The 21,034-nt window shown below is 72.1% G+C and carries 19 protein-coding genes; 6 read left to right on the plus strand and 13 right to left on the minus strand.

Going from position 1 to position 21,034, the window contains the following annotated elements; all coding sequences use genetic code 11:
- Positions 1–78: 78 nt before the first annotated feature.
- The 10 genes from OV207_RS32095 to OV207_RS32140 all read right to left on the minus strand — a co-directional run bounded on the left by OV207_RS32095 (position 79) and on the right by OV207_RS32140 (position 12,229).
- Complete coding sequence (locus OV207_RS32095; protein ID WP_267558811.1) at positions 79–1,881, minus strand: GAF domain-containing protein; 1,803 nt, start codon at positions 1,879–1,881, stop codon at positions 79–81.
- Positions 1,882–1,997: 116 nt separating this feature from the next.
- Complete coding sequence (locus OV207_RS32100) at positions 1,998–3,452, minus strand: CHASE2 domain-containing protein (protein WP_267558812.1); 1,455 nt, start codon at positions 3,450–3,452, stop codon at positions 1,998–2,000.
- A 1-nt stretch (position 3,453) separates the two neighbouring features.
- Positions 3,454–4,632 carry a FecR family protein gene (locus OV207_RS32105; protein ID WP_267558813.1) on the minus strand — a complete coding sequence of 393 codons (1,179 nt, stop codon included), beginning with the start codon at positions 4,630–4,632 and terminating at the stop codon, positions 3,454–3,456.
- Positions 4,629–6,356, minus strand: coding sequence for an OmpA family protein (locus OV207_RS32110; RefSeq protein WP_420715278.1), 1,728 nt, complete (start codon positions 6,354–6,356; stop codon positions 4,629–4,631). Before OV207_RS32110 ends, OV207_RS32105 begins: the two co-directional genes overlap by 4 nt.
- Positions 6,357–6,616: 260 nt before the next feature.
- Positions 6,617–7,003, minus strand: a complete 387-nt coding sequence (locus OV207_RS32115) for a response regulator (RefSeq protein WP_193348964.1) — start codon at positions 7,001–7,003, stop codon at positions 6,617–6,619.
- Between the two features lie 150 nt (positions 7,004–7,153).
- A complete protein-coding gene (locus OV207_RS32120; RefSeq protein WP_193348503.1) occupies positions 7,154–7,567 on the minus strand; it encodes a response regulator transcription factor in 414 nt (137 codons plus the stop codon).
- Between the two features lie 164 nt (positions 7,568–7,731).
- Positions 7,732–9,072 (minus strand): sigma-54-dependent transcriptional regulator, encoded by a 1,341-nt coding sequence (locus OV207_RS32125; RefSeq protein ID WP_267558814.1) that lies wholly within the window; start codon positions 9,070–9,072, stop codon positions 7,732–7,734.
- Positions 9,069–11,189, minus strand: coding sequence for an ATP-binding protein (locus OV207_RS32130; RefSeq protein WP_267558815.1), 2,121 nt, complete (start codon positions 11,187–11,189; stop codon positions 9,069–9,071). The genes OV207_RS32125 and OV207_RS32130 overlap by 4 nt, the downstream gene beginning before the upstream one ends.
- Positions 11,190–11,347: 158 nt before the next feature.
- Positions 11,348–11,599, minus strand: a complete 252-nt coding sequence (locus OV207_RS32135; RefSeq protein WP_267558817.1) for a hypothetical protein — start codon at positions 11,597–11,599, stop codon at positions 11,348–11,350.
- Positions 11,600–11,698: 99 nt separating this feature from the next.
- Entirely contained in the window at positions 11,699–12,229 is a 531-nt protein-coding gene (locus OV207_RS32140; RefSeq protein WP_267558818.1) for a hypothetical protein, read from the minus strand.
- Positions 12,230–12,664: 435 nt separating this feature from the next.
- Between OV207_RS32140 and OV207_RS32145 the strand changes: the two genes are divergently transcribed.
- From OV207_RS32145 to cglB, 4 genes are all read left to right on the plus strand, one after another.
- Complete coding sequence (locus OV207_RS32145; protein ID WP_267558819.1) at positions 12,665–13,150, plus strand: SRPBCC family protein; 486 nt, start codon at positions 12,665–12,667, stop codon at positions 13,148–13,150.
- Positions 13,151–13,298: 148 nt separating this feature from the next.
- Entirely contained in the window at positions 13,299–14,126 is an 828-nt protein-coding gene (locus OV207_RS32150; RefSeq protein WP_267558822.1) for a polyphosphate kinase 2 family protein, read from the plus strand.
- A gap of 112 nt (positions 14,127–14,238) precedes the next feature.
- Entirely contained in the window at positions 14,239–15,240 is a 1,002-nt protein-coding gene (locus tag OV207_RS32155; RefSeq protein ID WP_267558825.1) for a fatty acid desaturase family protein, read from the plus strand.
- Between the two features lie 202 nt (positions 15,241–15,442).
- Complete coding sequence (cglB, locus tag OV207_RS32160; protein ID WP_267558827.1) at positions 15,443–16,753, plus strand: adventurous gliding motility lipoprotein CglB; 1,311 nt, start codon at positions 15,443–15,445, stop codon at positions 16,751–16,753.
- An 86-nt stretch (positions 16,754–16,839) separates the two neighbouring features.
- Here cglB and OV207_RS32165 read toward each other — a convergent pair whose 3' ends face one another.
- The 3 genes from OV207_RS32165 to OV207_RS32175 form a co-directional block, all read right to left on the minus strand.
- Positions 16,840–17,406, minus strand: coding sequence for a ferritin-like domain-containing protein (locus tag OV207_RS32165; RefSeq protein WP_267558829.1), 567 nt, complete (start codon positions 17,404–17,406; stop codon positions 16,840–16,842).
- Between the two features lie 151 nt (positions 17,407–17,557).
- Positions 17,558–18,376: an aminoglycoside 3-N-acetyltransferase gene (aac(3), locus tag OV207_RS32170; protein ID WP_267558832.1), complete on the minus strand. Its 819-nt coding sequence runs from the start codon at positions 18,374–18,376 to the stop codon at positions 17,558–17,560.
- 52 nt (positions 18,377–18,428) lie between these two features.
- Positions 18,429–18,839: a DUF3224 domain-containing protein gene (locus tag OV207_RS32175; protein WP_193348512.1), complete on the minus strand. Its 411-nt coding sequence runs from the start codon at positions 18,837–18,839 to the stop codon at positions 18,429–18,431.
- A gap of 153 nt (positions 18,840–18,992) precedes the next feature.
- On the opposite strand from OV207_RS32175, the gene OV207_RS32180 reads away from it, so the two are divergent.
- Positions 18,993–20,090 carry a hypothetical protein gene (locus OV207_RS32180; RefSeq protein ID WP_267558834.1) on the plus strand — a complete coding sequence of 366 codons (1,098 nt, stop codon included), beginning with the start codon at positions 18,993–18,995 and terminating at the stop codon, positions 20,088–20,090.
- 103 nt (positions 20,091–20,193) lie between these two features.
- A complete protein-coding gene (locus tag OV207_RS32185; protein WP_267558835.1) occupies positions 20,194–20,934 on the plus strand; it encodes a M90 family metallopeptidase in 741 nt (246 codons plus the stop codon).
- Positions 20,935–21,034 lie beyond the last annotated feature (100 nt).

The raw sequence follows: 21,034 nt of genomic DNA on the forward strand, positions 1-21,034 counted from the left end.
GGAGGATGACGCCTGTGTGCTCTGGCAACAGACCTTCAACCGCGCACATGCGCGGCGTCCTGGCGCCAGGCGGGGGGCTCAGTCGCCGCGTCCGGAGGTCGGCGCCCGGTCCGGCTTCGCGCGGGCGAGCGCGGCGTGGGCCCGGGACAGCGTGCCGTGCGGATCCTCTTCCCCCTGCACCGTCACGGCGACGGACACGCGCTGGGGCACGCCGGGCACGTCGTGGAACTGCTGGCGTACGGCCTCCGCGCCCACCGCGTCCGCGCCGGGGAGCGCGAGCAGGAGCGTGTCCCCGGTCCACCGCACCGCGAAGCCCGGTGGGGGGCAGAGGCCGTCCGCGTGCCGGGCCAGCTCCCGCAGGGCGCCGTCCCCGGCGTCGAAGCCGCGCGTGCGGTTCAGCGCGCCCAGCTCCACCAGGTCCACCAGCACCAGGCTGAAGGGCAGGCCTTCCCGGCGGCAGCGGCCAATCTCCTTGGACAGCCGCTCCTCGCCCGCGCGTCGGGTGTCCAGCCCGGTGAGGGCGTCCTGGCGCAGCAGCCCCTCGCGCTCGCCCTTCAGGTCGGAGCCGATGCGCAGGTCCATCAACGACAGCAGCTGCGCGACGCCGCCGGGCACCACGAAGGGGCGCGCCACCCAGCGCACCACGCGCGGCCGGGGGCGCTCCAGCGTGAGGGTCAGGTGCAGCCCGCGCGAGGACTCCGCCGCAAGGTCCAGCTGCCGCAGCGTGCCGCCGGGATCCGCGCCCAGGTTGGCGACGTGCTGGCACAGCGCGTCGAAGGACATGCCCGACAGCCGCTCCTCGGGGAGCCCCAGCAGCTCCGCCAGCGCCGCGTTGGCGGCGTAGGGCTTGCGGCCCGGGGCCACCACCAGCACCGGCACGTCCAGGGCGCGCACCGCTTCACGCACGATCGCCAGGGCGCTCGCCTCGTTGAGCACCGGCTCCGACTGGCCCCCCCCGCGCGGCGGGGGCGTGCGGGGCCGGTGGCCGGCCGTGGTGGACTCCAGGCTTTGCGCCACGCGGGCCGCCAGCTCGCGCAGCGCGGCGAGGTCCTCCGGGCCCAGCATCAATGGCCGCGTGTCGATGACGCACAGCGAGCCCAGCACGTCGCCGCTGGCGGTGATGAGCGGCGCGCCCGCGTAGCTGCCGACGACGCCGTCGCGCACCAGCGGGTTGTCGCGGAACACCGGGTGGCGGGTGGCGTCCGGCACCACCATGGCTTCGCGGCCCTGCACCACGTGGTGGCAGAAGGCCCAGTCGCGCGGCGTGCCCCGCTCCCGCGCCAGCGAGCCCGTGAGGCCCACGTGGGCCTTGAACCACTGGCGGTCCCCCAGCACCAGCGTGAGCAGCGCGACGGGCACCCCGAACGCCTGGGCCACCTCCGAGACCAGCTCCTGCAACCGCGCGTCGGGCGGGCCCGGGTCCACCAGCCGCAGCTCGTCGATGCGCGCCAGGCGATGCTGCTCCTCCTCGGCGCTGGACTCCGTCAGGCCGCCCCCGGCGAGCTGCCCCGCGAGCGCGCGTCGGACGCCGTCCCGCATGGCGTCCGGGTCCGCGCGCCGGCTCAGGAGCGCGTGGATGCCGAGCGCGTCCTTGAGCTGCCAGGCGCGGACGCGCAGCTCGTCGAAGGCCGTCACCACCACCACCGCCATGCCGCCCGCGTCCGAGCGTCCCCGCAGCCACGCCAGCAGCGCGAACCCGTCCACCCTCGGCAGGGCCAGGTCCGTCACCAGCAGCGTCGGGGCGCCGCGCTGGCGCACCCACTCCTGGGCCTCCGCGCCGTCGCGCGCGACGACACCCTCCAGGCCCTCCTGGGTCGCGAGCGCGACGAGCGCCGTGGCGCGGTGGGGATCCGGTTCGGCGATGAGGGCGTAGCGCGGCATGGCTCTCGGCCATGGTGCCACGCCTGCCCCCCTCCCGTACCAGGGCCCCTCCGTCCGGGCGGGCCTGTTGCCGGGGCGCCCACCCGACGACCGGGCGGCGTCGCGGCCCGGACGCGCTACCTGCGCGAATCTCCGGGCAGGGAGCGCGAAGACTCCTCGTCCCCGGCGGCCATCGGCCCACCTGGAGGCGGGACGGAGCTCTCACCCGGGAAGCGCCCGAAGAGGCGCTTGAGGGCGCCGCGCTGCCGTTGCAGGTCCTCGGTGCGCGCCACCGACTCCGCGAGCGTCACCAGCGCGAGCCCGACGACGCCGGGAAGCAGGGGCACCACCCAGCCCGGGTCCGCCAGCAGCCAGCCCACGAAGGCCGTGTGCGCCACGAGCAGCACCGCGGCCTGTCCCACCACCGCGCCCATGGTCCGCGCGCGGCCCCGCCGCCACAGCAGCAGGGCGAGCACCGCGGCCGTCTCCAGCACGCCCAGGAGCGCCGGCCATCCCGTGGCGCGCAGCACCCGGCCGGAGCGCAGGTTGTCCATCGCGAACGCGTGGATCTCCACGCCCGGCACCGCGAGCTGGCCGGGCAGGGTGCTCTGCCCATGCAGCCCGGTGGCGGTGACGCCCACGAAGACGGCCTTCTCCCGCAGCGCCAGGTCCAGCCCCACCGACGTCGGCCCCGCCGCCAGCACGTCCGCCAGGCTCACGCGCGGCAACCAGTCCGTCGACGGCAGCCGCATCAGGGGCGCCCCGTCGTCGGTGGCCGCCACGCGCAGCAGCGCTTCGGAGCGCTCCGGCCACAGGCGCAGCGCGGTCGCCAGCGCGAGCGACGGCCACGCGCGACCGCCCGCCTCCACCGCGTAGGGGTAGCGCCGGATGACGCCGTCCGCGTCCACCAGCACGTTCAGCGTCCCGCTGCCCCAGGCCGTCAGCCGCAGCGGGGCCAGGTTCGTGCTCAGCCCCTTCGCCTTCAGCCGCAGCCCGTCCGCGCGCAGGGGCACCGGGGCCAGGGAGTCCCCTTCCGGGGGAATCCCGCCGCCTTCGTCCGTCAGCGCCATGCTGCCCAGGATGACGGTGCCCAGCGCGGAGAAGGTCTCCGCGAGCCGCGCATCCCCGTCCTGGGCATGCAGCCTCGCCTCCAGATCGGAGGCCAGCTTCGCGGCGGCGGGCAGGTCGGTGAGCCCGGAGCCGCGCAGGCGCTCCAGCACGTCCTCGCCCAGGTCCAGCGCGTCGCGGGGCTCCGGCTGGTCGAAGAGGATGTCCACCACCACCGCGGCGGGGCGCTGCCGCTCCAGCGCCTGGAAGACCCGGGCCCAGGTGGCGCGCGACAGCGGCCAGCGCTCGCCCAGCGCCGCGAGCGCGCGGTCGTCCACCTCCACCAGCACCAGGTCCGCGGTGGGCGGCAGCGGCGACAGGACGTGGCTCACCGCGAAGTCGTACAGGGCGCGCTCGCCCGGGCCCGGCGCGCCCCCCAGCACCGCCGAGCCCACCGCCAGCAGCAGGCCCACGCCAGCGCCCAGTCCGCGCAGCACCGGGGGCGAGGACAGCAGGGGCAGGGGACCGCGCGAGGTGGGCGTCATCTCATCCAGGGATGTCGAAGCTGAAGATCTTGGAGGGGTAGCCTACGAAGCCGTCCCCGTCCACCGCCAGCACCCGCCAGAACCACTTGCCCGGGCCCGGCGTCGCTCCCGTCAGCGTCGGCGTGGCCGACTCCTGGACCCTCACGTCGCCAGCGAAGTCCGCCGAGTCGGCCACCTCCACCCGGTACACCTTCGCCCCGGCCACCGCCCTCCAGACGAGCGCGGGCACCGTCGGGTACACGCCCCCCCGGGGCTGCTCCAGCACGGGGGCGGCCAGCAGGGCCCGGGGGGCCTCTGGCGCCTGGGCCGGCTTCGCCCGCGATCCGTAGCCCGCGCCCACGTCCACCGACGCCGCGTCCACGCCCAGGGCCACATTGCCCTCCAGCGTCTCCACGCGGCTGGTGCCGTCCTCCTGCTGCACGACGCGGAAGCGCGTGCCCCGCACCCCGGCCACCGCGCCGCGCGTGCGCACCTCGAAGACGGAGCCCGCGCCGCCGGGCGCCGCCTCCGTCTCCACCGTGCCGCGCACCAGGTCCAGCAGCACCTTGCGCTGGCGCTCGGCCGTCAGCTCCAGCGTGCCCAGGCGCACCGCGCTCTCCGGCGACAGGAACACGCCGCTGCCGTCCGCCAGGGCCAGCTCCGCCCGGCCGTTCCTCCCCGTCGCCACGAGCTCGCCCGCGTGCAGCGGATCCCCCGCGACGCGCGAGCGCATCGCCGACTCCTCCAGCCCCGCGGACACAGGCCCGCTGACCGTGCGCAGCCGCGCCACCGCCGGCTGGGTGGGCCGCTCCACATAGGCGAGCTGCAACTGCCCCGGTGCGCCGGGTGCGCCCTGGGGCGCCACGAAGGACACCCGCGTGCGCGGAATCCCCGCCGTCACCAGCACCTCCGCCGCCGCCTTCGCCACGGCGAGCCCCTGGCCATCCAGCCGCTCCGCGTCCGGCAGCCTGGCGGCCACGGTCAGGCTCCGGATGGCGGGGCGGGCCTTCACCGCGTCCGCCACCTCGCGCAGGCACGCCTCCGTTTGGGGGCCCCGGGGCTCCAGGACGTGGCCCGTGCCAATCCGCCCCTGGTCGAACGTCAGGCCTCCGCAGGGGCCGTCCGCCTCCGCGGCGAGGCCCACGGCGGGCGACGCGAGCAGCGCCAGGGTCAGCATCAGCGGCGTGGTGCTTCCCCTCACGGCGTCACCCCTTCCGCCGTGTCGGCGGTCTTCAGAATGTTGAACTCCACGCGCCGGTTGTTCTCCCTGCCGAGCGGCGTGTCATTGGTGTCCACCGGCTTCGTCTCCCCAAACCCCGCGGCCTCCAGGCGCGTCCCGGAGACGCCGTTCTTCATCAGCCAGTCGCGCACGTTGTTCGCGCGCCGCTGGGCCAGGTCCAGGTTCTTCGCGTCGTCGCCCTGGCTGTCGGTGTGGCCCTCCACTCGCACGCGCTCCAGCTCCGGATGCGTGCGGAGGATGGACGCCACCTGCTGCAACAGGCTGAAGGACCTGGGCAGGATGACGTCCTTGCCGGTGGCGAAGTACACCTTGTCCAGGATGAGGATGCGCGAGCCCTCCAGGCGCACCTTGGACTCGCCCTTGTCGGGGCACCCGTCGTCGTCCTTCACGCCGTTGATGACCTCCGCCTCCAGCGGGCATTGATCCGCCGCGTCCGGGATGCCGTCGCGGTCGTTGTCCGGATCCGGGCAGCCGTCCGCGTCCTCGAAGCCGTCCACGTCCTCCGGGGCCGTCGCGCAGCGGTCCTCCGTGTCCGGGATGCCATCCCCATCCATGTCCGCGGGCGCGGGCGGCAGGGTGAGCGCGGGCGGGGGCGTGGTGCCCTCCGCCGTGGGCCTCATCTCCGGCACCGAGTCCGGGCAGCCGTCGTCGTCGCGGTAGCCGTTCACCGTCTCCGGATCCATGGGACAGACGTCCTTCACGTCGGGGATGCCGTCGTTGTCGTCGTCGGGATCCAGGCAGCCGTCCTCGTCCTGGAAGCCATCGAAGTCCTCCGGGCCCAGCGCGCAGGGGGGCGCGGACTTCGGGCCTCCCGGCGTGAAGCTCAGACCCGCGAGGATGCGGAAGGCGGGCGTGCCGTAGCCCCGCGTCAGGCCGGGACCCGCGCCCACGTGCGCGGCGAAGCCGTTGGCGAAGCGGTACTTCACCGCGCCCAGCACCTCCAGGGGGATCTCCTCCGTGTTGGACTCCTTCAAGCCCACCGCGCCCGCGAGCGTGGCCTGGGCGGACAGCGCCTGGGTGATGGGCACCTCGGCGCCCACGCCGAACGCGAACTCGTTGCCCACGCGCAGGTTGCGAAGCTGCTCCGTCTGGCGAAGGTTGACGCCCACGTTGGCGAGCAGCCGCAGCGACGGCGTGGCCCACTCACCGGCCACGCGCGGCTGGAAGGTGGGCCCGTCCGCGCCCAGGAAGTTCGAGCCGCCCGCGGTGGGCAGGGTGAAGGGTGCCAGCACCGCCAGGTTCAGCGAGCCCCGCGACAGCAGCGCCAGCTTGGGCACCACGCGAAGGTCGCCCAGGCCCGTCTTGCCCACGCCGTTGGCGAACGACTCCGCGACGGCGCCCGCGGGCTCCGAGCCGGTGGTCGTCACCGGCAGCACCACGCCGACCTCCAGCCGGTCGAAGAGGGACACCGCGCCCATCAGGTCCAGCGACAGCTGCCGCTCCACGATGTGGTAGACGAACGCGTCCTCACGCGGGTCGTAGAAGTTGAGCGGCTGGTGCGCGTAGTTGAGCGACGCGCCCACGTTCCACGTCAGGTGCGGTGCGACGCGGGCGCTGTTCAGCCCGAGCACGTCATGGGCACCCGGACCCGGCCTGTACTGCTGCACGTCGATGGCCTGCGACACCGTGGGCTGCGCGTCCGCCCCCGACGCCGCGCCCAGCGTCAGGCCCACCGCCAGCAGCATCGCCAGCCCGCGACCCGGAAGGGCCCGACGCCGCCGCCCGAGGAACGGCGGGGTCCGTGGGCGCAGACCCCTGGCGCTGCCCGTCGCCAAACCCGGAGAGGACACGTTCGTGGAGAAGACGCCTGGGCGCGACGGGGCCGCGTTCACGTCTTCCCGCGTCCAGGCGCGAGCGAGGAGCGGGGCGCCGCGGGAGGAGGTGGGGGACGGGGCGGAGCGGGGTGATTCCATGGGTACCTACAGGACGGGGACCGCGCGTTTCCTTAGCGCGGCGACAGCAACTGCGAGACGTGCTCGGCCAGGGCAGGCAGCGGCTGGGGCTTGCTCAGCACCAGGTCCACCCCCAGCGCCCGGGCCCGGCGGCCCAGCTCCGGGGTGGCGAACGCCGTCAGCAATACCATGCGCGTGGCGGGGGACGCCTCCCTCAGGCGCTCCGCGATGAGCAGCCCCTCCTCGGACAGCGTCCCGCTCAGCCGCAAGTCGCTGATGACCAGGTCGTAGTGCCCGTGCGTCACCCGCTCCAGCGCCCCGTCCAGGTCGGAGGCCGAGTCCACCGCGTACCCCGCGCTGACGAAGAAGCGGCCGAGCACCCAGCACAGCACGGCTTCGTCATCGATGATCAACAGGTTCCGGGGCACGCAGGGGGACATGGGCAAGGAGGGGGCCAGCTTCGGGACGGCAGGGGGGGCTGAGTACTTCCAGGAGCTTGCACGGCATGGCGGCGCGGACGGGGCGGATGCGTCCAGCTACCGGAATCCATTTTCCAGGATCCGGATCCGCCCGTGGCGCGGTGCGGCGCGTCACTCCCGCATGGGGATGGGGTGCAGCTCATCCTCGTTGGCCGCGTGGGGGATGAGCGCGGACAGGTGGAGGATGAGCACCGGCATCAGCTGCGGCTTGGGCAGCAGCTTGGTGACGCCGCTGGCCCACGCAAGCTGGCGCACCTCGTCCAGGGGCAGGGCCGTCATCAGCAGGATGGGGACGATGGCGTCCTGGAGCCGCAGCTCCCGCGCGAACGTCAGCCCTTCGTCCATCCCGGGCCGGCCGAACGGATGGTCGATGATGACCGCGTCGAACAGGTTGGAGTCCAACTGACTGCGCGCCTGCGCATCCGTGCGGGCCGTGAAGACGGTGAAGCCCGCGGCCGTCAGGTGGCGCGCCGTCGCCCCACGAACCGGGGGCTTCGAATCGAGGAGGAGGATTTTCCCGTGCATGCCCCAGGGCAGTGCAGTGGGTGTGCCATGGACGCTCGCGCGGCCCAATCCCAGTCAATGCGCGGGATTGGCGCGGTGGACCGGCTCCAGCGCGCCGGCGGATTCCAGGTTCTGGAATGTCCTCCGGAATCCGGACGGCGGCAGGGCTGCGGCGGCCCCGTCCCTCAGGGGCCCCGGTGCTGCCAGCCCTTGAGCTTCGCGTAGAGCGAGCTGCGGGAGATGCCCAGCTTCGTCGCCGCGCGCTCCACGTGGCCGCCCTCGCGCGCCATCACCCGCTCGATGTGGCGGCGCTCCAGCTCCTCCAGGGTGAGGTCCTCGCCCAGGGGCTCCTCGTGTGGGACGGACTCGAATCTCAGGTCGCCCCGGGACAGGCGGCTGGCCCCGGACAGGAGCACGGCGCGCTCCAGCACGTTCCTCAGCTCCCGGATGTTGCCCGGCCAGCCGTACGCCATCAGGGCCTTCTCCGCGTCGGGCTCCAGCGCCACCTGGCCCCGGCCGCGCGCGCCGCCCATCTCCGCGAGGAAGTGGCGGGCGAGCACCGGCACGTCCTCGGCGCGCTCGCGCAGGGCGGGGACGTGGAGGATGAGGGTGCTGATGCGGAAGTACAGGTCGCTGCGGAAGCGCTTCTCGCGCGAGGCCAGGGACAGGTCCTGGTGCGTGGCGGCCACCAGCCGCACGTCCACGCGCCGGTCCTTCACGTCGCCCACGCGCCGGAAGCGCTTCTCCTCCAGCACCTTGAGCAGCTTGGGCTGGACGGCCACGTCCATGTCGCCAATCTCATCCAGGAACAGGGTGCCCCGGTCCGCCACCTCCAGCAGGCCCTGCTTGGCGGCCACCGCGCTGGTGAAGGCGCCCTTCTCATGGCCGAACAGCTCCGAGTCCAGCAGATCCTTGGACAGCGCGGCGCAGTTGAGGTCCACGAAGGGCGCGTCCTTGCGCACGCCCCCTTCGTGCAGCCAGCGCGCGAGCACGCTCTTGCCGCTGCCCGTCTCACCGGTGACGAGCACCGGGCTGTCGCTGTCGCGCACGCGCTCCGCCTGGTCGCGCAGGGCCCGGATGGCGGCGCTGTCACCCAGGAAGGGATCCACCTGGGAGCGCGCCGTGCGCGAGCGGTCCGCGGCGTGGCGCTGGCGCTCGCGGCGCTGGGACACCAGCCGCTCCAGCACCACCTTGAGCACCGCCAGCTCCACGGGCTTCGTGAGGAACTGTTCGGCGCCCTCCTTCACGGCCTGGACCGCCAGCTCGATGGAGCCGTGGCCGGTGAGCACCACCAGGGGCACCGCCGCGTCAATCTCCTTGAGCCGGGGCAGCAGCTCCAGCGCGGTGCCGTCCGGCAGCCGGTAGTCGATGACGGCCACGTCGGGCCGGTGGGAGCGGAAGCCCTCCTGGGCCTCGGCCACGCTGGTGGCCTCATCCACGTCGAACCCGTGCTGGGTGAGGTAGCCCTTCATGCCCAGGCGGACGCCGGGCTCGTCGTCCACGAGCAGGATGCGGGTGCGGGTCATGGGGCGCGGGAAGCAGGGGAAGGGCCGGGAGCCGGGGGACCGACGGGCAGCAGGATGGTCACCTCGGCGCCTCCGGCCGGGAGGTTGGACAGGCGGATGCGGCCCTGGTGCTCTTCCAGGATGCGCTGGACGATGGACAGCCCCAGGCCGGTGCCGCCCCGGCGCTTGCTGAAGAAGGGCTCGAAGACGTGGGGCAGGTCCTCCGCCTTGAAGCCCGGCCCCCCGTCATGGACGGTGCAGCGCACCCACGCGCGGCCCGCCTCCTCCACGGCCTCCACGGCCATGTGCACGGTGCTGCCCTGGGGCGAGTGCTGCACGGCGTTCTCCACCACGTTGCGGAAGACGTGGAACAGGCGGCGCGAATCCATGCGCACCGGGGGCAGCCCGTCCGCCAGGTGCCGCGTGAGCTTCACCGCCGCCTTCTCCCCGGCCAGCTCGCACGAGGACAGGGCCTCCGACACCACGGACGTCACCGCGCCGTCCGTCCATTCGCCCCGCGCGGGCCGCCCGTATTCAAAGAGCTCCTGGGTGAGGTGCGTGAGCCTGCGCACCTCGCCGCGCAGCACGTCCAGGTAGGGCTGCAATTCAGGGCGCGTGCCGAAGGTGGCCTCCACCGCGTCCACCACGGCGGAGATGGAGAACAGCGGGTTTCTCACCTCGTGGGCCACGCCCGCGACGATGGCGCCCATCGCGGCCATCGTCTCACTGCGGCGCACGTGCGCCTGCAACTCCAGCAGCCGGGTGATCTCCGTGCCCACCAGGATGATGCGCGGGTCCTCGCTGCCGGCCTCGTCCACCCACGCGGCGGCCAGCTCCCAGGTGCGGCCGGACGCGGCGTCGTGCACCTGCCGGTTCGCGCTGCCGTGCGTCTGGCGCAGCTCCTCCACCAGCGGCCCCGCGCTGGACCAGGGGGGCGCGTCCGACGTGGAGGACAGGGGCTGGCCGGAGGGGTCGGCTTCCTGGAAGAGCGCGAGCGCGGCGCCATTGAGGCGGTGGACGACGCCGTCCGCGCTCAGCACCACCAGCGGCGACGACACCGCGTCGAAGGTGCGGCGCCACTCGGTGGCGGAGCGGCGGAAGCTGTCGTGCAGGCGCTGGCGCAGGTCGTCCGCCATCCGCCGGTCGGTGACGTCCGTGACGACGCAGCCCAGGTGCACGGCGCCCTGCGCGTCCAGGCCGGAGGCGGCGGCGCGGCTGCGCACCCAGCGCACGCGGCCGTCGGCGCAGATGAGCCGGTGCTCCACCTCCGCCTCCGCGCCCGGGGACATGCCTTCGATGCACTCGCGGTAGCGGGCCCGGTCCTCCGGGTGGATCATCTCCGCCCACAGCGGCGCGGGCGTGCCCTCCGGCCCCGTGCCGGTGAAGGCGCTGGCGGGGTAGCCCGTGGTGCGCTCGATGACGGGCGTGCAGTAGAAGTCCCGCAGCACGCCGCCGCGCAGCTTGCCGCCCCACAGGTAGTCCGGCAGCGAGCGCGTGAGCACGTCCAGGCGCCCCTCGTGCTCCTGCAGGGACTGCTCGGCGCGCATCCGCTCGGTGACCTCCGACAGGGACGCGATGACGCCCAGCACCTCGCCGCCGGAGCCGCGCACGCGCGAATAGCCGCCGAACCAGAAGCGCGCCTCGCCCGGGGCGGCGGGCGTCTCCACCTGGAGGCTGACGTCCTGCAGGGGCGTGTCCGTCTCCAGCGCGCGGGCGAGCCGGGGCGCGAGCACGGTGCCCAGCGCGGGCAGCACCTGGGTGACGTGGCGGCCCAGGTGCGCGCTCACGGGCAGGCCGTTCATCGCGGCCAGCGCGGCGTTGACGTGCACGTACTGGAGGTCCCGGTCGAAGAAGGCGAACCCCACCGGGGTGATGTCCATGACCGCGTCGCGCAGGGCCCGGGCGTCATCCGCGCGCTTCAGGGCCCGGGCGCATTCCTCCCGCGTCCGGGCCAGCGCGCGCAGGGCGACCCACACGCCGCCCGTCGCGAGCACCACCGCGCCCGCCACCAGGACGGCGATGCGGGGAGCGGGGGCCCAGCCGCCAGTCCCCAGGGCCAACGCGCCCATGAGCGCACCGCAGGCGAGGACGAACGCGAGGGCCCGGAGCAGGGCTTGCGGCGGTGGCGGAGTGGACATGACGCGCGAGGAGCGCGGCGGACTCTACGATCCCTCGCCTCCACTTGCATCGCCGTCCGGGACGGCCGGTCCTGACCGGGGCCCCGGCCCCACGAAGCAACACGCCCCGTGGAGGGCGGAGCGCCACGTCTGGCGGACGCGGCGCCCGTGTCCATCCTTCAGAGGACCGCTGGCGCCGCGATGATGTCCGGCGGTCCGGGGCGGTTGGGATCATGCGCGGGCGGATCCTGGATGCCCGGTTCGATCTCAGGGTCCTGCTGGGGCGGCGGAGGTTCCCGGCGCTCGGGCTCCCGCTGCGGCGGATCCTTCTCCGGGACGGCGGGCCGGGGCGGCTCGATTTCAGGCGTGGGCTTCGGCTCCGGCTCCGTCACGGGCTTCGTCGGTGGGTTCGTCTGTGGGTTCGTCGGCATGTGCTCCCACACTGCGCATGCCACCCCGTCCGGGCACCGGGCCCGGCCTCCCGGTGTCGGCCGGTTGGGTGGTTCTCAACGAACGCCCGCGACCGCGGGTCATCCGCCCGGCGCGGGCGCGAAATCGTCGGCGTCCGGGGAGGCGCGGCCGTCACCGTCCGCCAGGGAGGACCGGTGCGCGGCCCACACCTCCACCACCGCCTCGATGCGCGGCGTGAGGTGGAGCATGGAGCTGGGAAAGCAGCGCATGGGCAGCGCCGCGAAGAGCTGCCGCGCCCGTTCGGCCTCCGACGGGCTGGCCACGGCGACGTGGGGGCGCACGATGAGGTCGGTGAAGCAGGGGGCATGCTCCGGGCCACCGCTCACCAGCCGGGCCATCGCGGTGCTCTGGTAGAAGAGGACGCGCACGCCCGCCTCCCAGGCGTCATCCAGGAAGGCCTGGAGGGCCCGCCCCTCCACCGCGCCCAGCAGCAGGGCCTCCGGCGCCCATCCTCCCTGGGTGGTGTCGACCACCCCGTTCATGGGCGGACCGATGGGCACGGGGGGCGCCTGGTCGCTCGTCAGCACCGCACCCCGCTCGCCTTGCCAATAGAGGCGCGTTTCGTACTCGGTGATGGAAATGGAAGTCATCGGGCGTCTCCCGGGCCAGGACCCTGGCAATGCGGCTTCAACACGCATGCCACGCCAATGCTTCGCATTTCGCGAGTCATTGCCCTGGAGTCCGAGTCCTCCCAGGTAGGAGAGTGATCGCGAAGTCACACGCCCCCTGGCCCCAGATGCGGACCGCCAGGAACAGCCCTTCTGGACAGTATCGCCCCTGCTGGACTTGCCTCACATCCAGCCCCCTCTTGGCCTGACTTGGGGAGCTGCATGGACCTGAAGCAATGGGGTGGGGTGGGTGGAGTCAGTCGGGCCAGGGACACGTCTCTTGGATGGAGCAGCCGTGCACGAGGGTCGTCCCATGCGTCTGGAAGGCCGCCTGCCGGAGGGTGGGCGCCCTGAGGCCGCATGTTCACCGTCAGCACGCATCCCCTTCTAGTGATTCATGAATGGCGAGAGGCACCCATGTTCGAGGCCTATGCGAGTCAATTGATCCAGGCACCCGTGGATGTGGTCTGGGACCGGGTGGGAGGCTTTGACAGCCTTCCGCGCTGGCACCCGGGCATCGTCTCCAGTGAGCGGGTGGCCCACCCCGGGCCGGGGCCGGGGCCCTTGCGCCGCCTCACCACGAAGGACGGCGCGGTGTATCTGGAAGCGAGGCTGGAGCACGACGCGCACGCGCGCAGCTATGCGTACGCGATGCTGGAAGGCCCGCTGCCGGTGCGCGACTACCACGCGAAGCTGCGGGTGACGCCGGTGACGGCGACCGGACAGACCTTCGTGGAGTGGTCCGCGACGTTCGCGCCCCAGCCCGGCCACGCGGACGAGGCGGAGGCCCTGGCCCGGAAGATCCGCGACGAACTGCTCGCTCCGGGGCTCAAGGGCCTGGCGCACACGTTCCTGCCGCCCGCCCCCCGGGTCCCCGCGCCGGAGCGGGAGTGGCGGCGCTGAGGGCCCACAGCCGCTGGAGGAAGCGCACCGGGTCCTGCCCCTGCAAAGGTCCGAATCCGGTGAATCGCCCGGTGTCCCCGCGCGCGACGGTGTGAATCCCCTGGACTCCCGGGCAGCATCCTCCCCGACACCGGGAGGACAGGGGACCATGAACACCATCAGCAATGACAGGCAGGGCGCGAAGGTGAGGCTGGAGCGCATCTCCGCGGCGCCTCCGAAGAAGGCGGACCGGGACCAGGCGAAGGCGGAGTTCGACGCGCTGGGTGAGGAGCTGTTCGACCTCCAGGACCTCCTGTGGGGCGCGAAGATGAACTCCGTGCTCATCGTCCTGCAGGGACGTGACACCGCCGGCAAGGACGGCACCATCAAGCACGTGGTGGGCAGCCTCAACCCGCGCGGCGTGAGCGTCACCTCCTTCGGCGTGCCCAGCACCGAGGAGCGCGAACACGACTTCCTCTGGCGCGTCCACCGCGAGGCCCCGCGCAAGGGTGAGTTCTCCATCTTCAACCGCTCCCACTACGAGGACGTCCTCGTGGCGCGGGTGAACTCGCTGGTCCCCAAGCCACTGTGGAAGCTGCGCTACCAGCACATCCGCGACTTCGAATCCCTGCTCGCCGAGCACGGCACCGTCGTCCTCAAGTTCTTCCTCCACATCAGCCAGGAGGAGCAGGAACAGCGGCTGATCGCGCGCGAACAGGAGCCGCGCAAGGCGTGGAAGATCTCCGCCGGGGACTGGGAGGACCGCAAGCACTGGGCCGACTACACGCGCGCGTATGAGGAGGTCTTCGCCCGGACGTCCACCGAGCAGGCCCCGTGGCACATCGTGCCCTCGGACGCCAAGTGGTACCGCAACCTCGTGGTGGCCCGCGCGGTGGCGGAAGCCCTGCGCCCCTTCCGCCAGCGCTGGCAGGACCGGCTGGACGAGGTGGGCGTGGAGAAGAAGGCCGAACTCAAGGCGTGGCGCAAGAAGCGCTGAGGCCGCGCGCCCGTGCGGACCGCTGACCCGGCCATGACATGGGGATGCGACAACGATGGCTGTCATCCGTCCCGGTGTGTCGCCGGGCGGTCACCATCGGAGTCTCAGCGCCATGGAACGAACCGCGTCGCCGTCGAGCAAGGACCTCATTGCCCGCACGCGTCCCTTCGCCACCCAGGACGCCGCGCGCTCGGGGTGGGCCCTGGCGTCCACCTATGCCGCGCTGGCGGGCGCGCTGGCGCTGGCGGTGGCCGCGCCCTGGTGGCCCCTGCGCATCGTGGGAGGCCTCATTGAAGCGCTGGTCCTCATCCGCGCCTTCATCCTCTTCCACGACGCCATGCACGGCGCGCTGCTGCCGAAGTCGAGGTGGGCGAAGGCGCTCTTCCAGGTGCAGGGCATCCTGACGCTCACGCCCGCGCGCATCTGGAACGACACGCACAACCACCACCACGCCAACACGGCGCGCATCGAGGCGGACTCCGCCGGCACCTTCGTCACCTGGACCACCGAGCAGTGGCGCAAGGCCACGGGCTGGCAGCGGCTGGGCTACATGGTGGAGCGCCACCCGGTGACGCTGCTGTTCGGCTACGTCACCGCCTTCCTCATCAGCCTGTGCCTGGTGCCGTTCGTGAAGAACCCGAAGCGCTATTGGACGTCCGGGCTCGCGTTCGGTCTGCACGTCGCGCTGTCGGTGGCCGTCTGGCATTTCCTAGGGCTCGCGGTGTACCTGTGCGCCTTCGCGGGCCCGCTGTTCGTGGCGTACGCGCTGGGCACGTACCTGTTCTATTCGCAGCACAACTTCGACAACGTGGCCATCCTGCCGGACGCGGCCTGGACGCACGCGGACGCGGCGCTGGAGGCCAGCAGCTACCTGCGCTGCGGGCCGGTGATGGCGTGGTTCACGGGCAACATCGGCTATCACCACGTGCACCACCTCAACCCGCGCATCCCGTTCTACCGGCTGCCGGAGGCGATGGCGGCCCTGCCGGAGCTGCAGGCGCCCCACGTCACCACGCTCACGCTGAAGGACGTGGTGGGCTGCCTGCGCCTGAACCTGTGGGATCCGGCGCTGGGCCGGATGGTGCGCTACCGCGACGCGGTCGCCAGCTACTGAGGCCTCACCCCGCTGGGAGGGGGCAATGTAGGGTCCCAGACGCGCGGAGCCGCGCTGGGGCTCGCCTGTGGTTGGAACTTGCCAGCCCCACCTGAATGGGGCCTGCCCGTCGTGAATCGCGATATCCAGCGTGGGGCCCAGACGCTAGGCTTGGCGCGTTGGTGGTTCGCCACCCACCCCCTGGAAGGAAATCCCAAAGCCTATGCGCGCCAAGTCGACCCCTCTGAGCGCCCTGCTGGCCGGCATCATCGGCAGTGCCGTGATGGCTGGCTGTCAAACGTATGACTTCGAGCCGGTGGATCCGCTCGCCATCGCCCAGACGACCAAGGAGACGGTGATCACGGCGCGCGGAAGCAAGCCGGACGTGATGCTGCTGGTGGACACCTCTGGCTCCATGACGCTGCCCGTGGATCCCGAGAGGACCGTGAACGGCGTGAAGGTCTGCCACGGCAAGGATGGCCAGGGCCGGGACTACGTCTGCGAAGACACCTTGCCCTGCGACACGTCCGTGTGTCCCACCCGCTGGTCGGAGCTCCAGGCCGCCATGGGCCCGTTCCTCGCGGAGAGCGGCAAGCTGGTCCGCTTCGGCCTCACGACGTATCCGGCGCCCATCACGGTGGCATCGCCCTCCGTGACCCAGTTCTGCGCCCCGGCCGCGCAGGGTGAGAGCGTTCGCGTTCCCATCCCGATCACCCTGGACGCGGACGAGGATCTGCAGGCCCACGCGAACACCCTCAACGCGGCCCTCCAGGCGATCCCCAACAGCGGCGCGAACCGCCCCCGCGGTGGTACGCCGACGAGCGGAAGCCTGGAGTTCACGGGCTCGCTGCTGACGTCGGACTCCGCGGAGCGCGAGCGGATCATCATCCTGCTGACCGACGGTCTGCCGAACTGCAACGACAAGAACCAGTACAGCGGCCGTGTGAATCCCCAGGAGTGCGCTTGCACCTTGACCCCGTCGAGCCTCTGCGCCGCGGAGGACAGCCCGTACGAAATGCGCGGCTGCCTCGACAAGAACGCCTCGGTCGCGGCGGTGGAGAGGCTGAAGGCGCGCAATATCTCCACCATCGTCATCGGCTTCGGCGCGGAGACGTCGTCGGGCGCTGGACCCCAGGTGCTCAATGAGATGGCCAAGGCGGGCGGCTTCGCGCGCGATTGCCGCGCGGACATCGACTGCGGCGCGGGGGACACCTGCGACGTGAACACCCAGCTCTGTGGTCGTGCCTTCTACCAGGCGGCGAACCAGGAGGAGTTGGCGGCGGCGCTGAAGGCCATCAGCGAGGAACTCGAGCCCGGCGAGCCCTGCTTCATCTCGCTCGACCCCAGCCAGCTCCCGTCCGACCCCGCGCTCATCGTCGTCTACATCGACGGCGAGCGCACGCTCGCGGGCCCGGACACCTGGGCGGTGGGCGAGGCTGGCGTGCGGTTCACGGGCAGCACCTGCACGCGCCTTGAGGCGTCGCGTCCCGAGGACCCGATCAAGGTCGAAGTGCGCGCCATCCGCGAGCTGTAGCGCGCGGCGGAGGATTGAAGCTGAGGCGCCACGACCCGGCGGGTCCATTCAGGGCCCGCCCGAGAGACCCACCGGGCCAGGGCGTCTCAATTCATCCGCGAACACCGGCGCTGGTGGGCCACCAGCGCGGCGTGCATGTCATGGGCGTGTGACTCCTCCTGCTGGAGGATGTCCTCCAGCAGCCGCCGCGTGGTGCGGTCGTGATTCGCGAAGTGGCGGAGCAGGTCGCGGTAGGTCTCGATGGCGATGCGCTTCGCCAGCAGGCTCTCGCGGAGCCGGTCTCCCGGATGCGGGTCCGCGCCGGAGGGATGGGCGTCGCGGGAGCTGAGCCCCCTGGGGTGGAAGTCTGGCTGGCCGCCCAGGGTGTGGATGCGCTCGGAGAGCCGCAGCGCGTGTTCCTGATCCTCGCGCGCGTGCTGGCCGAACTCCGCCTTCACCGCTTCGCTGTCGAGCCCCGCCGTGGAGAGGGCGTGGTGCGTGTAGCGCAGCACGCAGACAATCTCCGTCGCGAGCGCGTCATTGAGCAGCCGGAGGGTCGTCGCGACGGTGTACGCGGCGTCCCGCGCGAAGGCCCCTTCCTCCAGGTGTTCAAGGACGCGGTGGCGGATCGCCTGGAGGTCGGTGACGAACGGCGAGGTCTGCGATTCGACCATGGCGGGTGCCCCCAGCGGATGCATGTCGGGAAGCTGGGGCGGGGGGAGCGTGAGCGGCCACCCCCTCTGCCCTGGAGCATCAGGCGCTCATGCCCGTCCGTCCCGCCCTGGAGCACGCCCTGCGTGCTGAAGAGAAGACGGTCCCGGGGGCTCACCGGGGGCCGCGGAAGCGGCTTTCGAGCCACGCGACGGCGAAGGCCACCATCGGCCGTGCCTCCACCAGCACCGACGGTGCATGGCCCACGCGCCCGCGCCGGCCCTGGCCGGTGGTGAGGAAGGCTTCGACGATCTCCGCGAAGAAGTCCTCCGCGAGCCCTTCGACCACGGGCTGACGGGTGTCGAACTCCTCGAACCTCCGCCAGACCGTCCGCCCATCGACGAGGAGCGGGGCTTCGTAGTGGAGGACGCGCTTGTGGGGCAGGTCGGCCAGGTGCTCCGCATGGTGGAGGAGCGTCATGGTGTCGAGCGGCGCACCGAGCATCAGCGTCTTGCCGCCCGAGGCGACCAGCTTGCCGAAGGGAGACTGGGGCCCATAGCCGTAGTCGAGCGCATGGTCGGCGGTGAACCAGTCCGCGCGGCCTCCCAGGGCTGCGCAGGAGGCTCCGGGGCTCCCGCTGCGCCTGGCGCCGGGCGTGGTGCGGAGCAGCTCGGGGAAGGCACCGTTGTCGCGGGCCGAACGGGAGCGGAGCGGATCGAAGGGGGGAATCTGATCGCGCAGCGCGGGATCATCGCGGACCTCGTCCGCCAGCTGCCAATCACAATAACCCAGCAGCGTGCCGTCCGGTCCCAGCACATCACCCAGGGCGGCGATGAGCGCGTCGGGTCCACCCAGGATGGGGCCGACCGAGCGCAGGGCGGCATGGGTCAGCACCGCGTCGCCGGGTTCAAGCCCCAGCGTCTGGAGGTGGCCGGCCAGCGTCGCCCGGGTCCAGGGGGAGGGCGGGTCGGTCGTCTCGTTCCGGGGAGGCATGGGGGCTCAGGATACGCCAATCCACCTGAGCCGCTTTCGCCGAGCCGCGACGCTACGGCGCGCCCTGGGGGAGTGTGTACTGGAAGTCGTAGGAGTGCTTCCCGCCCGCGGCGATGTCGATGGTCATTGAACCGGCGAGCCCCACGAGTTCACCGGTCCCGGAGTCCGGCACCACCGTGATGACGAGCTGGGGCGCGCCGCGCGTCATCGTCCCGGAGTGCTGGAGCGCGAAGGTGCCGCTGCGGCCCTCCAGCGTGCCGGTGACGCGCTCCATCGCCACGTACCCCGCGGAGCCGTCCACGGGCGTGCGCACCGCGAGCATCTGCCCCTGGCTAGTGGCCTCCAGCGCGCCGTGGTAGCGCTTGTCCAGGTTCATCCGGCCGGGGGCCGCCTCCACCGCGCCCGCCTCCGGGGCCATGGGGGTGAGCTTGACGTCGAAAGGGCCGCTTGCACGCTTCGTCATGGGGATGGCTCCGTTGTTGAGGGCGCGGACGGATACGCCAGGATCCCGGCGCGCGCCAGACGTCCAGGGCCCCCTGATGTATGCTGGGTGTCTTCATGACAATGTGGGTCCACGACGCTCGTGACCCACGCGTCTTCTGATGGAGGCAGGTCCGTGATCAGCTCCCTCATCCGGCAGGTCGTCACCGCGGTCCAGACGGCGGTCACGAAGCCCCCGGCCGCCCCGCCTCCGGCCCCTGCCGACACGCCAGCGCCCTATTTCCAGGACGCACTGGAGAAGGCGCGGCCGAGCCCCGTGAACCTCAGCGGCCACGGGAGCGCTCCTGCGTCAACGGAGGCCTCGCGCGTCACCGCGGCCCCGACCCAGGCGGCCAGCGGTGAGACCCACGGTCCGCCGATGTTGCATCTGGACGCCGGGTTGACGCCGCAGGGGCAGGGCTACGACGCCGGGCGCGGCGAGGTGCTCACGACCTATTACAACGACGACCACGACGTGCTGCTCTCCGTGCAGGACAAGGACTCGGGCGGCGAGACGCTCCAGGTCGAACTCGGAGGTGCCAGTGGCACGGGCCCCGCGCCCACGCACGGTGGCGGTGTCTCGACCGACGGCGAGTTCGTCTACGTCTCCGACACGGACCACATCTTCGTCTACACGCGTGACGAGCTTGAGCGGGCGGCGAAGACCGGGACCCAGGCCAGCGCCTTCCAGGTGATGGACGTCCCGGAGCGCGACGGCGTGAAGGACCCGGCCACGGGCCTCGACCTCGTGTCCGCTGGCAGCTTCATGACCGTGAAGGACGGCTACGCGTACATCGGCGGCTACAGCAAGGATGGCGACGGCAAGGCGGGCGCCGTCTGGCGGTACAAGCTGGACGAGAAGACCGGAGCCCTCATCGAGGACTCGCGCGAGGGGCCCATCCGGGCGCCGGACCGTGCCCAGGGCATGACGGTGGTCGACGGCGCCCTGCTGTTCACCACGGGCGACCACAAGCTCGTCTACCAGCCGTTCGAATCCACCGAGGACTCCTTCAAGGCGGACATCAAGGACCGGGTGGACATCGGCAACGGGCTGATCGACCCCTACGCCCAGGGCGTGAACGTCATCGATGGCGAACTCTGGGTGACGTACGAGAGCGGCTCGCACAAGTACCGCGACAAGGTCGACGAGCCCCGCGAGCACATCCAGCGCATCCCGCTGGAGGACCTGGACCTCGCGGCGGCGTGCCTCACGCCAGAGCGACTTGAGGGCTGAGCCTCCGGGGTGAGGGCGCCCGGCTCCCGCCGCGCCAGCGGGGCCGCCATGCCTTCGGCCGCGACAGTGCCCACCGCATGTCGCGCGGGTAGACTCGCGCTTCATGACGCTCCCCCGTTCCGGCCCCTTCCGCACCCTCCGTCGCCGCCGCTTGCTGCGCCGGCCCTTTCCCCCCGAATGGTCCGGCCCGCTGGAGCGCCACGTCCCCTTCGCCCAGGAGATGGCGCCCGAGCTGCGCACGCGCTTCCTGGACCTGCTCAAGGTCTTCATCTGGGAGAAGGAGTTCATCGGGGCAGGGGGCTTCACGATCACCGACGAGGTCCGTGTCGTGGTGTCCGCGACCGCCGTGCGCCTGGTGCTCCACCTGGACCTCGCCTATTACGACCGCTTGAGGGAGGTCATCGTCTATCCAGACGCCTTCCGGCTTCCAGACCGCACGGGCGTGGTGCTGGGCGAGGCGAAGCACTGGGGCAGCGTCATCCTGTCGTGGCAGTCGGTGCTGGCGGGACTGCGCGACCCGAATGACGGCCACTCCACGGCCACGCATGAGTTCGCCCATGTCCTGGACCGCGAGGACGGAAGCTTCGACGGCACCCCCCAGCTGCGCCGCTATTCGCACTACACGGCCTGGGCCTCGGTGATGGGCGAGCACTACCTCAAGCTTCGCGAGGGCCGTCGTCCGGAGCGAAGGGTGCTGGATGACTATGGCGGGCTCAACGAGGCCGAGTTCTTCGCCGTGGCCACCGAGTCCTTCTTCGAGAAGCCACGCCAGATGAAAGAGCAGACGCCGGACCTCTACGAGGAACTCATGCGCTTCTACGGATGGGATCCAGCGCGCGGGTGATGGGCCGGCTCGACTGCAAAGGGAACCGGAGATCCCCTGAAACATGACCTCTAAGTCCATCGTGGACTGGAATGAGAGCTAGCGCATACTGTCCCTTGGG

It is taken from the genome of Corallococcus sp. BB11-1, from assembly GCF_026626625.1.
Lineage (GTDB): Bacteria > Myxococcota > Myxococcia > Myxococcales > Myxococcaceae > Corallococcus > Corallococcus soli.

Coding starts and splice junctions, on each gene's coding strand:
- OV207_RS32095 (WP_267558811.1), bottom strand. CDS start 1,881: ATGCCGCGCTACGCCCTCATCGCCGAACCGGATCCCCACCGCGCCACG.
- OV207_RS32125 (WP_267558814.1), bottom strand. CDS start 9,072: ATGACCCGCACCCGCATCCTGCTCGTGGACGACGAGCCCGGCGTCCGC.
- OV207_RS32140 (WP_267558818.1), bottom strand. CDS start 12,229: ATGACTTCCATTTCCATCACCGAGTACGAAACGCGCCTCTATTGGCAA.
- OV207_RS32120 (WP_193348503.1), bottom strand. CDS start 7,567: ATGCACGGGAAAATCCTCCTCCTCGATTCGAAGCCCCCGGTTCGTGGG.
- OV207_RS32135 (WP_267558817.1), bottom strand. CDS start 11,599: ATGCCGACGAACCCACAGACGAACCCACCGACGAAGCCCGTGACGGAG.
- OV207_RS32185 (WP_267558835.1), top strand. CDS start 20,194: ATGACGCTCCCCCGTTCCGGCCCCTTCCGCACCCTCCGTCGCCGCCGC.
- OV207_RS32110 (WP_420715278.1), bottom strand. CDS start 6,356: ATGCTGCTGGCGGTGGGCCTGACGCTGGGCGCGGCGTCGGGGGCGGAC.
- OV207_RS32145 (WP_267558819.1), top strand. CDS start 12,665: ATGTTCGAGGCCTATGCGAGTCAATTGATCCAGGCACCCGTGGATGTG.
- OV207_RS32115 (WP_193348964.1), bottom strand. CDS start 7,003: ATGTCCCCCTGCGTGCCCCGGAACCTGTTGATCATCGATGACGAAGCC.
- OV207_RS32100 (WP_267558812.1), bottom strand. CDS start 3,452: ATGACGCCCACCTCGCGCGGTCCCCTGCCCCTGCTGTCCTCGCCCCCG.
- OV207_RS32130 (WP_267558815.1), bottom strand. CDS start 11,189: ATGTCCACTCCGCCACCGCCGCAAGCCCTGCTCCGGGCCCTCGCGTTC.
- cglB (WP_267558827.1), top strand. CDS start 15,443: ATGCGCGCCAAGTCGACCCCTCTGAGCGCCCTGCTGGCCGGCATCATC.
- OV207_RS32165 (WP_267558829.1), bottom strand. CDS start 17,406: ATGGTCGAATCGCAGACCTCGCCGTTCGTCACCGACCTCCAGGCGATC.
- OV207_RS32175 (WP_193348512.1), bottom strand. CDS start 18,839: ATGACGAAGCGTGCAAGCGGCCCTTTCGACGTCAAGCTCACCCCCATG.
- OV207_RS32155 (WP_267558825.1), top strand. CDS start 14,239: ATGGAACGAACCGCGTCGCCGTCGAGCAAGGACCTCATTGCCCGCACG.
- OV207_RS32150 (WP_267558822.1), top strand. CDS start 13,299: ATGAACACCATCAGCAATGACAGGCAGGGCGCGAAGGTGAGGCTGGAG.